Source organism: Simplicispira sp. 125 (assembly GCF_003096555.1).
Lineage (GTDB): Bacteria > Pseudomonadota > Gammaproteobacteria > Burkholderiales > Burkholderiaceae_C > Simplicispira.
Map to the genome: position 1 here is coordinate 960,115 of NZ_QEKM01000001.1, position 15,124 is coordinate 975,238.

Genomic DNA, 15,124 nt, shown 5'->3' on the forward strand with positions numbered 1-15,124 from the left:
GCAATGCACATGGCAATCATCGACATCAAGGTACCCGACATTGGCGATTTCGCCGAAGTGGCCATCATCGAAGTGCTGGTCCAGCCCGGCGACACCATCAAGGCCGAGCAAAGCCTGGTCACGGTCGAGTCCGACAAGGCCTCGATGGAAATCCCCTCCAGCCACGCCGGCGTGGTCAAAGAGCTGCGCGTGAAGCTGGGCGACAAGATCGCCGAAGGCTCGGTGGTGCTGACGCTCGAGACCGCTACTGCAGCAGCATCCTCGCCCGCTGCCACCACCGTTCATGCTCCTGAAAATGGAGCTGCTAGCGCTTTATCTACAAGTGTTTCAGATAAAAAAATACCTGAAACCGCCAGCAATCAAGCGCAACCAGCTCCTAAAAATGAAGCAGCCAGTTTGGGTGGCACTGCGGATATCGAGTGCGACCTCGTCGTGCTCGGTGGCGGTCCTGGCGGCTATTCGGCGGCATTCCGTGCGGCCGACCTGGGCCTCAAGGTCGTCCTCGTCGAACGCTACGCCCAGCTCGGCGGCGTGTGCCTGAACGTGGGGTGCATTCCCTCCAAAGCGCTGCTGCATGTGGCCGCCGTCATGGACGAGGTGAGCCACCTGTCGGCGGCGGGCATCGACTTTGGTGCCCCCCAAATCAATGTGGACACGCTGCGTGGCCACAAGGAAAAGGTCATCGCCAAGCTCACCGGTGGCCTGGCCGCCATGGCCAAAATGCGCAAGGTGACCACCGTGCGTGGATACGGTGCCTTTGTGGGCGCCAACCACCTGGAGGTGGAAGAAACCACCGGCACCAGCCAGGACAAGACGGGTGTCAAGAAGGTCATCGCCTTCAAAAAAGCCATCATTGCCGCAGGCAGCCAGGCCGTGCGCCTGCCCTTCATGCCCGACGACCCGCGTGTGGTCGATTCCACCGGCGCTCTGGCGCTGCAAGGCGTGCCCAAACGCATGCTGATCCTCGGCGGCGGCATCATCGGCCTGGAGATGGGCACCGTCTACAGCACGCTGGGTGCGCGCCTGGATGTGGTGGAAATGATGGACGGCCTGATGCAAGGCGCCGACCGTGATTTGGTCAAGATCTGGCAGAAGATGAACGCCAAGCGTTTTGACAACATCATGCTCAAGACGAAAACCGTGGGCGCCGAGGCCACTGCGGACGGCATCAAAGTCACGTTTGCGCCAGCAGAAGAGGGCGGCACTGCGCCTGAGCCCCAAATCTACGACCTGGTGCTGCAGGCCGTGGGCCGCACGCCCAACGGCAAGAAAATCGCTGCCGAAAAAGCGGGCGTGGCCGTGACGGACCGTGGCTTCATCAACGTCGACATCCAGATGCGCACCAACGTGCCGCACATCTTCGCCATCGGCGACATCGTGGGCCAGCCCATGCTGGCGCACAAGGCAGTGCACGAAGCGCATGTGGCAGCGGAAGTCATCGCAGGCGAGCTGCAGGGCAACAAGGAGTTGGCCAGCGCCGCCTTCAACGCCCGCGTCATCCCCAGCGTGGCCTACACCGACCCCGAAGTGGCATGGGTCGGCCTCACCGAAGATCAGGCCAAGGCGCAGGGCATCAAAGTCAAGAAGGGCCTGTTCCCCTGGACCGCATCGGGCCGCGCCATCGCCAACGGCCGCGATGAAGGCGTTACCAAGTTGCTGTTCGACGACTCGCCTGAGGCCCACGGCCACGGCAAGATCCTGGGCGGCGGCATCGTCGGCACGCATGCGGGCGACATGATTGGCGAGATTGCGCTCGCCATTGAAATGGGCGCCGACGCGGTAGACATCGGCAAAACGATTCACCCGCACCCCACGCTGGGCGAGAGCATCGGCATGGCGGCCGAGATTGCGCATGGCAGTTGTACCGACGTACCTCCGGCGCGCAAGTAAGCCAGTCTCCAAGCGATCCTCACAAAGCCCGAACTGGCAACGGTTCGGGCTTTGTGCTTTCCGAGCCCAATCAATCAGGAGCAAGGTGACGTGAACACAGGTTTGCGGCATCGATGAAAACCCCCATTTCCTCTAGGCGGCCGCCTCTAGAGCTTGTGTTGTGTTGCATGCGATAGTTAAAAGATGCAAAGAAGATCTCTTTTAAAGCTGGGCCTGGTATCGGGCGCGGTGCTGGCGTTGGCGGGTGGGGCTGCGGTGCTGCTGCAGCCTGGGCTGGAGCAGGGGCGACTGACCGCTTCGGCCCGTGAACTGTTTACCAGCCTGGGCCGTGCCATTCTCCAGGGCACCCTGCCTGCCGATGCACAGGCGCGCAGCCGCGCACTTGCGGGCATGGTCGATCGCATTGATGCGCTGGCGACCAACCTGCCGCCCACGGTGCAGGCCGAGCTGTCGCAACTTCTGGGTTTGCTGTGCACCGCGCCGGGGCGTCTGGGTCTGGCGGGTTTGACGCCTGCCTGGGCGGATGCCAGCGAGGCGCAGGTGCAGGCCGCGTTGGAAGGCATGCGCTATTCCAGCCTGGCCCTGCGCCAGCAGGCGTACCAGGCGCTGCACGAAATCGTGGGCGGCGCCTATCTGTCTGATGAAAGCACCTGGGCCGCTGTGGGCTACCCAGGGCCTCTCGCTATTTGAGCTTTATTCCATGAGCAATTTTCCTGATCCCATCCGCGAGGGACTGCAGCGCGGCTGGAAAGTCCTGGGCGGCGCGCTGGGCCCGCTGCCTGAAAAAATCACCTGCGATGTGGCCGTCGTCGGCTCCGGTGCCGGTGCTGGTATCACTGCCGAGCTGCTGACCCGGGCAGGCCTTTCCGTCGTCATTGTGGAAGAGGGGCCGCTCAAGAGCAGCGGCGACTTCCGCCAGCGCGAATCCGAGGCGTACCCCACGCTCTACCAGGAAAGCGGCAGCCGCAAGACCGAAGACAAGGGCGTCTCCATCCTGCAGGGGCGCTGCGTGGGGGGCTCGACCACAGTGAACTGGACCAGCTCCTTCCGAACGCCCGAGCCCACATTGCGTTTCTGGCAAGAGCATTTTGGGCTGAAGGACTACGGCCAGGACGCACTGGCGCCGTATTTCGAGCAGGCCGAGCGGCGTCTGCACATCTCGCCCTGGCTGGCGCCACCCAATGAGAACAATGCCTTGCTCCAGCGCGGCGCGCACAAACTGGGCATCCCAGCGGCCGCCATTGCGCGCAACGTGAAAGGTTGCTGGAGCCTCGGCTCCTGTGGTCTGGGTTGCCCCACCAATGCCAAGCAGTCCATGCTGGTGACGACCATTCCGGTAGCGCTCGACAAAGGCGCCACCCTGCTGGTGGAAACGCGCGCTGAACAGCTGGTGCTGGGCGGCGGCAAGGTGCAGGCACTGCGCTGCGTGGCCGTGCAACCCAACAGCGCGCCTGTGGAAGGTGGTAAGACCACCACCATTGTGGCCAAGCACTTTGTGCTGGCGGGGGGCGCCATCAATTCGCCGGCGGTGCTGCTGCGTTCCAAGGCACCCGATCCGCATGGGTTGGTGGGCACGCGCACCTTTTTGCACCCGGTGGTGATGTCGGCCGCGGTGCTGGAGCAGAAGGTGGAGGGCTGGGCCGGTGCGCCGCAAACGGTCTACACCGACCACTTCATGGACACCCAGCCCATCGATGGGCCCATGGGCTTCAAGCTGGAGGCACCGCCCCTGCATCCCGTCATTTTGGCCACCACCATGCCGGGCTATGGCCAGCCGCATGCGGATTTGCTGGCCAAGTTCCCGCACACGCACGTGCTGCTGGCACTGCTGCGCGATGGTTTCCACCCGCAGGCGGCGGGCGGCCGCGTCAAGCTGCGCGGTGATGGTTCGGCGGTGCTGGACTACCCACTGAACGATTTCGTCATGGAAGGCGCGCGCCGCGCCTTGCTGGCCATGGCCGAGATCCAGTTTGCCGCTGGTGCGCAGGAGGTGCTGCCGGTGCACGAGAGGGCGCAGCCCTATACCTCGTGGGCGCAGGCACAAAGCGCGATTAATGCGCTGCCGATGCAGCCGCTCCTGACCAAGGTGGTGAGCGCCCATGTCATGGGCGGTTGTGGCATGGCGGGAAGCGAAGCGCAGGGCGTGGTGCGCGCCGATGGCGGGCACTGGCAGTTGGAGAACCTGTCGGTGCACGATGGTTCTATTTTTCCCACCAGCGTGGGTGCCAACCCGCAATTGTCGATCTACGGCATCACCAACCGGCTGGCCCAGGGGCTGGTGCAGCGCTTGACGGGCAAGGCAGAGGCGCTGGCCTGAGCGTGCAGGAATAGGCTAAGGCTGCGCGCAGCGCATCCTGGCCTACCATGTCCCCATGGAAACGCCCGAGTCCTTCTTTTTACTGCAGTGGCTGCACGGGTTTGCGCTGTGGCTGCTGTCGTCGGTGCACATCGCGCTGGCGCTGGCGGTCACCCTGCATGCGCTGATGAAAAAGGAAGAGGTGCACAAGGCCGTGTCCTGGATCGGGCTGGCCTGGCTGGCGCCGTTTGGTGGTGCATTTGCCTATTGGCTGCTGGGCATCAACCGTATCGGGCGCACTGGTGTGGCGCTGGGCCTGCGCCAAGCCTGGAACAGTGATGGCGACGCGGCCGAAGCCTTTGCGGTGTCTTTCGACGCGGTGGATGCAGTGCTGGCCGGTGTGGCGCGTGTGGGGCAGCAGGTAACCGGCAAGCCCCTGCTGGGCGGTAACAGCGTGCAGCCGCTGACCGATGGCGACAACGCCTACCCGGCCATGCTGGCGGCGATGGATGCTGCAGAGCACTCCATCACGCTGCAGACCTACATCTTTCACAACGATAAGGCAGGCCAAGCTTTTGTAGAGGCGCTGGCACGCGCCCATGCGCGCGGTGTGCAGGTGCGCGTGCTGGTGGATGCCGTCGGCGCGCGCTACCGGCCCACCGGGGTGCTCAGGCGGCTGCGCAATTTGGACATTCCTTGTGCGTCGTTTTTGCGGCCCTCGATTACGCGCTTGCTCTCGCATGTCAACCTGCGCAACCACCGCAAGATTCTGGTAGTCGATGGTGAAGTGGGTTTTACCGGCGGCATGAACATTAGCGCCAACCACTGGTTCAGCACCCAGCCATCCACCCCCGTGCACTGCCTGCATTTCGAGGTGCGCGGCCCGGTGGTGACCGACATGCAGCGCGCCTTTGCGACCGACTGGGCCTTCACCACGCGCGAGCGCCTGCAAGGTGCGCCCTGGTTTGCACCGCCCGTGCCCCGCGGGTCGCTGCTGGCGCGCGGTGTCACCGACGGGCCCGATGCCGACATCGACCACATGCGCCAGGTCATCCTGGGCTCGCTGGCTGCGGCCCGCCAGCGGGTGCGCATTGTCACGCCGTATTTTCTACCCGACGAAGTGGTGCTGAGCACGCTGCAGACCACGGCGCTGCGGGGTGTGGCGGTCGATATTGTGCTGCCCGCACGCAGCAACCTGCCGCTGCTCGACTGGGCCATGCGGCCGCAGTGCGACGAGCTGCTGGCAGCGGGTTGCCGAATCCATCTGACCCCGCCACCGTTTGATCACGGCAAGCTCTTTGTGGTGGATGACGACTGGGCGTTGATCGGTTCGACCAATTGGGATGCGCGCAGCCTGCGGCTGAACTTTGAATACAACCTCGAGTGCTACGACGAGGCACTGGTGGCCGCGCTCGACCCGTTGATTGATGGGCGCATTGCCCAGGCCACACTGCTCGACGCCGACACCCTGGCCCGCCAGAGCCTGCCTGCGCGCTTGCGCAACCGCTTGGTGTGGTTGTTGTCACCCTATCTTTGATGCTATCTAATAAATAGCTGTTAGCGCTTATGCAGTAAGCGTTACAGACTGTTTTCATTGAAATTCTTGGGCAAGCGATCTTGCTGGCATCGCTCTCCCGTGTCGTTGCTTTTAACCGACACCACGCTCTTCGACCCGGTGATAACTTTGCGTCCCTCACCCGATCACCAAGGAGCCAAAATGCCCAAAACCCTGATTGAACCCTTCCGCATCAAAAGTGTGGAACCCATTCGCATGACCAGCCGCGCCGAGCGCGAGAACATGCTGACAGCGGCCAAACTCAACGTCTTCAAACTGCGCGCCGAAGACGTGCTGATCGACTGGCTGACCGATTCGGGCACGGGTGCCATGTCCAGCCGCCAATGGGGCGCCATCATGGAAGGGGATGAAAGCTACGCCGGGGCGCGCAGCTTTTACCGGCTGGAAAAAACCATCCAGGACATCACCGGCATGCAGCACTTCGTGCCCACGCACCAGGGCCGTGCGGCCGAGAAAGTGCTGTTCACGGCAGTGTGCAAAAAAGGCGACCTGGTGCCCAACAACTGCCACTTTGACACCACGCGGGCCAATCTCGAATATTTGGGGATCGAGGCGGTAGACCTTGTCATTCCCGAGGGCCTGCAACCCGCGTTGATCTACCCCTTCAAGGGCAACATCGACCTGGAGCGGGTCGAAGCGGTGCTGCAAAAGGAGGGTGCGCGCATTCCGTTTGGCATGCTCACCGTCACCAACAACACGGGCGGCGGCCAGCCAGTGTCGATGGCCAACATCCGCGCATATTCCAAGCTGCTCAAGAAGTACGGCAAGCCCTTCATCATGGACGTGTGCCGTTTTTCGGAAAACGCCATGTTCATCAAGATGCGCGAGCCGGGCTACGAGAACACCCCCATCCGCGAGATTGTGCAAGAAATGTTCTCGTACTGCGACGGTGCCACCATGAGCGCCAAGAAAGACGCCATGGTCAACATCGGCGGCTTCATCGTGCTGCGCAGCAGCGAATGGATGGACGGCGTGCGCAATGGCCTGATCATGATGGAAGGTTTCCCCACCTACGGCGGTCTGGCCGGGCGCGACCTCGAAGCCATGGCTGTGGGCCTGGAGGAGGGCATGGACGAGGACTATCTGCGCTACCGATTGCGCACTGCCGAATACTTGGGCGAGCGCCTGGAGGCGGCCGGCGTGGGCTTTGTCAAGCCCACCGGCGGCCATGCTGTCTATATCGACGCCAAAACGGTGTTGCCCGGTATGCCGGTGGAGCATTACCCGGCCTGGGCGCTGTGCAACGCGCTGTACCTGGAGGGGGGCATACGCGGTGTCGAGATTGGCTCGGTGATGTTCGGCAAGCGCCTGCCCGATGGCCAGGAGACGTACCACAGCATGGAGCTGGTGCGCCTGGCGTTCCCACGCCGCATGTACACCCAGTCGCATTTCGACTATGCGGCCGAGGTGATTGCCGAGGTGAAAGAGAAGGCATCCAGCATCCGCGGCGTAAAAATCACCAAGCAGCCGCAGTTCCTGCGCCATTTCACTTGTGAGTGCGAATGGGTTTGAGCGCTGCTCCTCAAGGGATGAACGGGGCCTTCATAATCCCATCCCCCATCACCCCTTGAAGGATTTCCATGGCCGGAGCCAGTTTGCTCACTTTGCTCGACGATATTGCCGCGATTCTGGATGACGTGGCCGCCATGACCAAGGTGGCCGCCCATAAAAGCACGGCTGTGATGGACGATGTAGCCACCATGACCAAGGTGGCCACGCAGAAGACGGCGGGTGTGTTGGGCGACGATTTGGCGCTCAACGCCCAGCAGGTCACCGGTGTGCGCGCCGAGCGGGAACTGCCTGTGGTCTGGGCCGTGGCCAAGGGGTCGCTGGTGAACAAGGCGATTTTGGTCCCGGCGGCGCTGGCTATCAGCGCCTTTTTGCCCTCGCTCATCACACCCTTGCTCATGCTGGGTGGCGCCTATCTGTGCTTTGAGGGGGTCGAGAAGCTGGCCCACAAGTTTCTGCACGCCAAAGAGGACGCTGTAGGCACTGCCCAGCACCTGCAGGCCAATGCCAATCCGGCCGTGGACCTGGTGGCCTTCGAAAAGGAAAAAATCAAGGGTGCGGTGCGGACTGACTTCATTCTTTCGGCCGAAATCATCGTGATTGCCTTGGGTACCGTGGCGGCGGCCAGTTTCTCGCAGCAAGTGGCGGTGCTGGTGGGCATTGCCCTCTTGATGACCGTGGGCGTCTATGGTCTGGTCGGCGGCATCGTCAAGCTCGATGACCTGGGGCTGTGGCTCAGCGGCAAGGCCAGTGGGGCTGCGCAGGCGTTGGGCCGGGGTTTTCTCGCCATGGCGCCGTGGTTGATGAAGTTTCTTTCGGTGGCCGGCACGGCGGCCATGTTTCTGGTGGGGGGCGGCATTCTGGTGCACGGCATTCCCTGGGTGCACCACGCCGTCGAGGCTGCGGGGGCGGCTGTGGGGCACGGTGCCATGGGCGGGCTGTGGCAGGCGCTTGCGACCAATCTGCTCAATGCGCTGGCAGGTCTGGCGGCGGGCGGGGTGGTGCTGGCAGGCGTGTTGCTGGTGCAGCGGCTGCGCAAACCGGGCGGCGTCTCCCGCTGAGTGTTCTCTTTACTGCTGAAGTTGCGGGTAAACCCTTGTTTTTGATTTGGGGCAAAGATGGCCTTACTAAATATAGGCCTAATGGCGTTGCGGGTATTTCCCCGTGCCAATTCCCGAGTCGAGCATGAAAAAGAATCTTCTGGCGGTCGCTGTTGTGTGTGCCCTGAGCGCCGGTACTGCATTGGCGCAGCAGGCCGAAGGCCCCTGGATGGTGCGCGTGCGTGCGCTGCACCTGGACAGCGCCAACAAGGACACCACAGGCCTGAACCTGTCGGTCAACAACAAATGGATGCCCGACGTCGATGTGAGCTATTTCTTCAGCCCGAACCTGGCGGCGGAACTGGTGCTTTCGGTGCCGCAAAAACACACGCTGCGCTCGGGCGCCACGGACATCGGTTCACTCAAGCACCTGCCACCCACGCTGCTGCTGCAATACCACCACGATATGGGCGGCTTCAAGCCTTACGTGGGGGCTGGCGTGAACTACACACGCTTTAGCAGCGTGCGCGCGCCCGCAGGCGTAGACATTGACCGCAACAGCTTTGGAGCGGCGCTGCAGGTGGGTGTGGATATTCCGCTGCAAAAAAATCTCTACCTGAACCTGGATCTGAAGAAGGTGTACATCGGCACCGACGTCAGTGCGGGCGGAGTCAAGGTGGGCAGCTTCAAGGTCGATCCCGTGCTGTTCGGCGTGGGCCTGGGCTGGCGTTTCTGATCACACAGCGCATAGGGTGCAAGGCCGGTTTCCCCCGGCCTTTTTTTGTGGGCGGTGTTTTGTGGGGCGAAGGCCTACAGCGCAGATTGCAGTAGCCCGGCACAATGGGCTGGCGAATCTGCGGCCCCTTGCGCGGGGTAGCAGGTGCTTCTTTCTGCCAGCGGCCACGCCGAGAAAGCCCCCTCCGTTCATGCAAGAGCCCCGCCATGCCGAGATCATTGAAGGCCTGCGCCGCACCCCCGCCTGCATTTCTCCCAAATACTTTTACGACGAGCGCGGCTCCCGGCTGTTCGAAGCCATCACGCGCCTGCCCGAGTACTACCCGACACGCACCGAACACGCCATCCTGCAAGCGTCGGGCGCTGATATTGCCCGTGCCATCGGCCAGGGCTGCACGCTGATCGAGCCGGGCGCGGGCAGCTGTGCCAAGGCGGCCGTGCTGTGCGGGCTGATTGCACCGCGCTGCTTCGTGGGTGTCGATATTTCGGCCAACTACCTGACAGGGGCCGTGCAACGGCTGGGAGCGTGCTTTCCGGGCATGGACGCCCGTGCGCTGGGGGGCGACATCACGCGGGGGATTGATCTGCCAGGCGATTTACCTGCCGCGCCGCGCCTGGTCTTCTACCCTGGCTCGTCGATTGGCAACTTTGACCCGCCCGGTGCGCTGGCCTTGCTGCGCCAGATGCGCGCACTGGCGGGGGATGATGGCGGGCTGCTCATCGGTATCGACCTGCCCAAGGAGGTGGCGGTGCTCGAAGCCGCCTACGATGACGCACAGGGCGTGACGGCGCAGTTCAACCTCAACGTGCTGGCACATGTGAACCGCCTGATCGGCAGCGACTTCGAGGCCAATGACTGGCAGCACCGCGCCTTCTTCAATGCCGCAGAGTCGCGCATCGAGATGCACCTGGAGGCCTGCACGCCCGTTGTCGTGCGCTGGCCCGGTGGAGAGCGGGCCTTTGCAGCGGGCGAGCGCATCCATACCGAAAACAGCTACAAATACCCGCTGGCCCCGTTTTGTGAAATGCTCGCGCACGCCGGTTTTGCACGCACCCGCGCGTGGACGGATGCGCGCCAGTGGTTTGCCCTGGTACACGCCCAAGCATGAGAAAGGATGCCGCCATGACCGACCTGGGTTCCCGCTTCTCAGCGGTGCGTACGCACACGGCGTTGCTCGCAGCGCCACTGTCTGCCGAGGACTGCTGCGTCCAGTCCATGCCCGACGCCAGCCCCGTCAAATGGCATCTGGCACACACCACCTGGTTCTTCGAGACCTTTGTGCTCGAGCCGAATGAGCCGGGGTTTGAGCCTTTCCGCCCAGCATTTCGGGTGCTGTTCAACTCCTACTACAACGGCGTGGGCGCCAAGCACCCGCGCCCGCAGCGCGGCCTGCTCACCCGGCCGGCGCTCTCGGACGTGCTGGCCTACCGTGCCAACGTGGAGCAGCGCCTACAGGCCTTGCTGGCGCGGCAAGGGGACAACGCCGCGCTGCAGGCCTTGGTAGAACTGGGGCTGCAGCACGAGCAGCAACACCAGGAACTGCTGCTCACCGACGTGCTGCACCTGTTCTCAGGCAACCCCTTGGCCCCGGCCTACCGCGATGCGCCGCCACCTGTTGCCGCGCCTGCGCAGGTGCAGGACTGGCTGGAGTTTGCGGGGGGGCTGTGCGAGATAGGGCACGGGGGGCGCGGTTTTTCGTTCGACAACGAGCTGCCGCGCCACACCACCTACCTTGCACCCTACGCCCTGGGCACCCGGCTGGTGAACCAGGCCGAGTTTGCGGCCTTCATTACCGACGGCGGCTACCGCAGGCCCGGGCTTTGGTTGGCCGAGGGCTGGGACTGGCTGGCAGCGCAGCACATCGAGCACCCTTTGTACTGGCGCCATGCGCCGGGTGGCGGCTGGACGGTGTTTGGCCTGCACGGCGAACAGCCGCTCATCCCGCAGGCCCCGGTAGCGCATCTGTCGTACTTTGAAGCCGACGCCTACGCGCGCTGGGCTGGTGCCCGTCTGCCCACCGAAGCCGAGTGGGAGGTGGCCGCCGCGCCGCTGGCGCCTGCCTTGCTGGCCCCTGCCGACGCACTGCGTGCCCGGATCGAGCCGCAGGCCGCACCGGGCAGTGGCCTGCGTGAACTGTGGGGCGAGGCCTGGCAGTGGACGCAGTCGAGCTATGCGCCGTACCCCGGGTTTCGCGCCGCCGAAGGGGCGGTGGGCGAATACAACGGCAAGTTCATGGTGAACCAATACGTGCTGCGTGGCAGCGCATGCGCCACGCCGCCGGGGCATGCCCGGCTCACGTACCGCAACTTCTTTCCCGCCACGGCCCGCTGGCAGTTCAGTGGTGTGCGCCTGGCGCGGGATCTGTGATTCGCTATTTATTTGAGAGCTGTAGGCGCTTTATCTATAAGCGCCAGAGGCGATTTTTGCTATAAATAGCAATCAGGCCAGCACCACCCGGTTGCGCCCCGTGGCCTTGGCCTGGTAGAGCGCTTGGTCGGCCGCCGCCACCAGGCTTTCGGGTGCTTGGCCTGCCTGGGCGACGCGCGCACAGACGCCGACACTGAGTGTGACGCAGCCGCCCGGTGTGGTGGGATGGGGCAGCGCCAGGGTCGCCAGCGCCTGCTGGACTTGCAGCACCACGGCCTGCATCTGCGCGGCCGTGGTGCTGGGGGCGATGATGGCAAATTCCTCCCCGCCATAGCGCGCCACCAGGTCGGTGCTGCGCACTGCGCAATGTGCCAGCACGCCCGCCACGCTGCGCAGGCAGTCGTCGCCTGCCAGGTGGCCGTACTGGTCGTTGTAGGCCTTGAACCAGTCGATGTCGAGCATGGCCAGCGCAAGCGGTTCGCCGCTGCGCAGCGAGCGCGCCCATTCGCTCGCCAGTACTTCGTCAAACCGGCGCCGGTTGGCGATGCCTGTGAGGCCGTCGGTGCGGCTCAGGGATTCGAGTCGGCTGTTGGCCGCTTCGAGGGCCACAGTGCGTTCGGCCACGCGCGCCTCCAGGCGTTGCTCGTTGCCCCTGAGCGTGTCGATCAGCGTCTTCTGCGTGGCAAGCAGTTGTGCCTGCATGTCTGCTCGCTCGCGGCGCATCTGGTTGAAGCGATCGGCCAGGGCCAGCGCCAGCAAGATCATTTCCAGCGCCGATCCAAACTGCATGGCATTGGCAGTGAAAACGTTGCTGGGCAGCAGTCCTATGGCGCGCAGCGCGTTGGTCACAGCGCCAAGGCCCAGCACAGCGAACGCTGCGATAAAAAAATACGCGCTGCGCTGGCGCCGCCAGGCGGCGTAGACCGCCACGGCCATCATGGCCACCATGGCCAGCAGATACGCCACGGCGGCGGCCTTGATCAGGGCCTGGCCCGTCACCAGAAACAGCAGGGGACTGAAAAGGAAAAAGACGATAAAGCCCTGCAACCAGGGGTCCAGGCGGGGCAGCAGGAGCCGTGTCTCCACCATGCGGCGCAAAAACAGCATGCCGCTGGCCAGGGCGAACGAATAGCCAAAGCTGGTGCACAGGTCTGACCACAGGGGCGATTCGAGCCGGAAAATTTCTTTGACCAGGCCGTTTTGCGCCGCCAGGGCAAAGGCCATCGAGAGCGCAAACCCTACGTACTGCAGATACAGCCAGTCTTTCAGGCGCACGAACAGCAACAGATTGAACAGCACCATGGCGGCCGCCATGCCGAAATACCAGGCCTGCACCGCGTAGTCGCTGCGTTCGTAGGCGTGAAACGCAGCGGGCTCCCACAGCCGCGCAGGCACGATAAAGGCCGTGGTGGACGCCACGCGCAGGTACAGGGTTTGTTCAGCCTGGGGAGGCAAGGGCACGTTGAAGACGAAATGGCGGTGCGCGTAGCCGCGGCTCTCAAAAGGCGCGGTGGTTCCGGTTTCTACCGTGTGATAGCTGCCATCGCTTTGCGGGGCGTAGAAGTTCAGGTGCGACAGGCGTGCGTAGGCCACTTCCAGCAGGCGCTCTATCGGCTGGTCGCTGGTGTTGACCACCTGCAGGCGCAGCCACCAGGCCGACGGCGTGATGCCGAAATTCAGAGCCTCTCCGGTGAGGCGGCTGCGGGTGAATTGCTGCGCCAGCGCGGGTGCGCGAACCTGCTCCAGCGTCAAACTGCCGCCGGGGTCTTCGAGTACGTCCAGGTGGGCCGTCAGGGCCAGCGGTTGGGCGCCCAGCCTGGAGGCATCCACCGCATCCTGCGGGGAAGTAGAAGCCCAGGCCTGCGCGTTGCCCAGTGCCAGCAGCAGGCTGGTGAGCAGCAGCGCAGCAAAACGCAGCAACGGAGCGCGGGAAGAGTACAGCACGGCGAGGGCAGCGGGCATGCGGTGCATGCACAGGGGCTTTGAAGGAGCCCAGTGTATTCGGGCCCGTGCCGTGTGATTCCATTTCTAAGGCGATGCTGAATAAGTCACCGCGATGATGCGCGCCGTGCATCGGGATGGGATGCAAGGCGCAAACCGCAGCCATAGCCGCAGCTATGGCGAGGATTTGCAACGCCGCAGACCGCCCGAGGTACGGATGCGCAGCGCGTGAGGGACTTGTTCAGCATTGCCCTAAACCACTCGTGTCGTTGTGGCTTCGCCTTGCCGTGTTACAGCACTGATCGTAGGCTTCGCGCCTAAACACGAATGGTTTGGAAACAGAATGATGGGTAGAGCTGTCTGTAATGGTGTGGTTTTTGCTATTCTAAAAATAGCTAGCAACGCTTACCCATTAAGCGCTAGAGGCCGAAAATGCTTGAAATCCGGCCACTGTGTTGAAAGCAGCGGCCGGAGTGGTCTTCAGACCTTGTCCAGCGCCTGGGCCAGGTCAGCCTGCAGATCGTTGATGTGCTCGATGCCCACCGACAGGCGCACCATGTTCTCGCTCACACCGGCCTTTGCCAGCTCCTCAGGGTTGAGCTGGCGGTGCGTGGTCGATGCAGGGTGCGTGGCCAGCGACTTGGCGTCGCCGATGTTGACCAGGCGCGTGAACAGGTCCAGCGCGTCGAGGAAGCGTGCGCCAGCGGCACGCGGGTCGGCGTCGCTGCTCTTGAGGCCGAAGCTCAAGATACCCGAAGCCCGCCCGCCCATTTGGCGCTGCGCCAGCGCGTGGTCGGGGTGGTCGGGCAGCCCGGCATAGCGCACCCATTCCACCTTGGGGTGGCTTTGCAGGAACTTGGCCAGCGCCAGGGTGTTGTCGCAGGTGCGGTCCATGCGCAGCGGCAGGGTTTCGATGCCTTGCAGCGTGAGCCATGCGTTGAACGGCGAAATGGCCGCACCCATGTTGCGCAGCGGCACGACGCGGGCGCGGCCGATGTAGGCGGCGGCGCCCAGGGCTTCGGTGTAGACCACGCCGTGGTAGCTCACGTCGGGCTCGTTCAGGCGCTTGAACCGGGCTTTGTGCTCTGCCCAGGGGAACTTGCCGCTGTCGACAATGATGCCGCCAATGCTGTTGCCGTGGCCGTTCATGTACTTGGTCAGCGCGTGCACCACGATGTCGGCGCCGTGTTCGATGGGGCGGCACAGGTAGGGACTGGGCACGGTGTTGTCCACGATCAGCGGCACGCCAGCGTCGTGCGCCACCTTGGCCAGCGCTGCGATATCGGTCACGTTGCCCAGCGGGTTGCCGATCGATTCGCAGAACACCGCCTTGGTGCGCTCGTCAATCAGCTTGGCAAAACTGGCAGGGTTGGCGGCATCGGCAAAGCGCACTTCAATGCCTTGCTGCGGAAAGGTGTGGGCAAACAGGTTGTAGGTGCCGCCATACAGCGTGCTGGTCGAGACGATGTTGTCACCGGTCTCGGCAATGGTCTGGATGGCCGCGGTGATGGCCGCCATGCCCGAGGCCATGGCCAGGGCCGCCACACCGCCCTCGAGCGCTGCGACGCGCTGCTCCAGCACGTCGGTGGTCGGGTTCATGATGCGGGTGTAGATGTTGCCCGCCACCTTCAGGTCAAACAGGTCGGCGCCGTGCTGGGCGTTGTCAAAGGCGTAGGCCGTGGTCTGGTACAGCGGCACGGCGGCTGATTTGGTCGTCGGATCGGGGGAGTAACCGGCGTGAACGGCAAGGGTTTCAATGCGCATGGTTG

The 15,124-nt window shown here is 63.7% G+C and carries 11 protein-coding genes; 9 read left to right on the forward strand and 2 right to left on the reverse strand.

Annotated elements, in window-relative coordinates; translation table 11 throughout:
- The first annotated feature begins 9 nt into the window (after window positions 1–9).
- From lpdA to egtB, 9 genes are all read left to right on the forward strand, one after another.
- On the forward strand, window positions 10–1,890 hold the full coding sequence (gene lpdA / locus C8D04_RS04425) for a dihydrolipoyl dehydrogenase (RefSeq protein WP_116006009.1): 1,881 nt from the start codon (window positions 10–12) through the stop codon (window positions 1,888–1,890).
- A gap of 183 nt (window positions 1,891–2,073) precedes the next feature.
- The gene (locus C8D04_RS04430) at window positions 2,074–2,580 is read left to right on the forward strand and encodes a hypothetical protein (protein WP_116003772.1); all 507 of its coding nucleotides are present in this window, start codon (window positions 2,074–2,076) and stop codon (window positions 2,578–2,580) included.
- Between the two features lie 10 nt (window positions 2,581–2,590).
- Entirely contained in the window at window positions 2,591–4,207 is a 1,617-nt protein-coding gene (locus C8D04_RS04435) for a GMC family oxidoreductase (RefSeq protein WP_116003773.1), read from the forward strand.
- Between the two features lie 55 nt (window positions 4,208–4,262).
- Window positions 4,263–5,723 carry a phospholipase D-like domain-containing protein gene (locus C8D04_RS04440; protein ID WP_116003774.1) on the forward strand — a complete coding sequence of 487 codons (1,461 nt, stop codon included), beginning with the start codon at window positions 4,263–4,265 and terminating at the stop codon, window positions 5,721–5,723.
- A gap of 180 nt (window positions 5,724–5,903) precedes the next feature.
- Complete coding sequence (locus C8D04_RS04445) at window positions 5,904–7,274, forward strand: tryptophanase (protein WP_116003775.1); 1,371 nt, start codon at window positions 5,904–5,906, stop codon at window positions 7,272–7,274.
- Window positions 7,275–7,342: 68 nt separating this feature from the next.
- A complete protein-coding gene (locus tag C8D04_RS04450; RefSeq protein WP_116003776.1) occupies window positions 7,343–8,332 on the forward strand; it encodes a DUF808 domain-containing protein in 990 nt (329 codons plus the stop codon).
- 124 nt (window positions 8,333–8,456) lie between these two features.
- A complete protein-coding gene (locus tag C8D04_RS04455; RefSeq protein WP_116003777.1) occupies window positions 8,457–9,047 on the forward strand; it encodes an OmpW family outer membrane protein in 591 nt (196 codons plus the stop codon).
- 190 nt (window positions 9,048–9,237) lie between these two features.
- On the forward strand, window positions 9,238–10,155 hold the full coding sequence (egtD, locus tag C8D04_RS04460) for an L-histidine N(alpha)-methyltransferase (RefSeq protein ID WP_116003778.1): 918 nt from the start codon (window positions 9,238–9,240) through the stop codon (window positions 10,153–10,155).
- On the forward strand, window positions 10,152–11,414 hold the full coding sequence (gene egtB / locus C8D04_RS04465) for an ergothioneine biosynthesis protein EgtB (RefSeq protein ID WP_233521104.1): 1,263 nt from the start codon (window positions 10,152–10,154) through the stop codon (window positions 11,412–11,414). Before egtD ends, egtB begins: the two co-directional genes overlap by 4 nt.
- A 72-nt stretch (window positions 11,415–11,486) precedes the next feature.
- Here the strand turns inward: egtB and C8D04_RS04470 are convergent, their stop codons facing one another.
- Together C8D04_RS04470 and C8D04_RS04475 are read right to left on the reverse strand one after the other, a co-directional pair.
- Complete coding sequence (locus C8D04_RS04470) at window positions 11,487–13,376, reverse strand: diguanylate cyclase (protein WP_199562968.1); 1,890 nt, start codon at window positions 13,374–13,376, stop codon at window positions 11,487–11,489.
- A 459-nt stretch (window positions 13,377–13,835) separates the two neighbouring features.
- Window positions 13,836–15,119 (reverse strand): aminotransferase class I/II-fold pyridoxal phosphate-dependent enzyme, encoded by a 1,284-nt coding sequence (locus C8D04_RS04475; RefSeq protein ID WP_116003779.1) that lies wholly within the window; start codon window positions 15,117–15,119, stop codon window positions 13,836–13,838.
- Window positions 15,120–15,124: the final 5 nt, after the last annotated feature.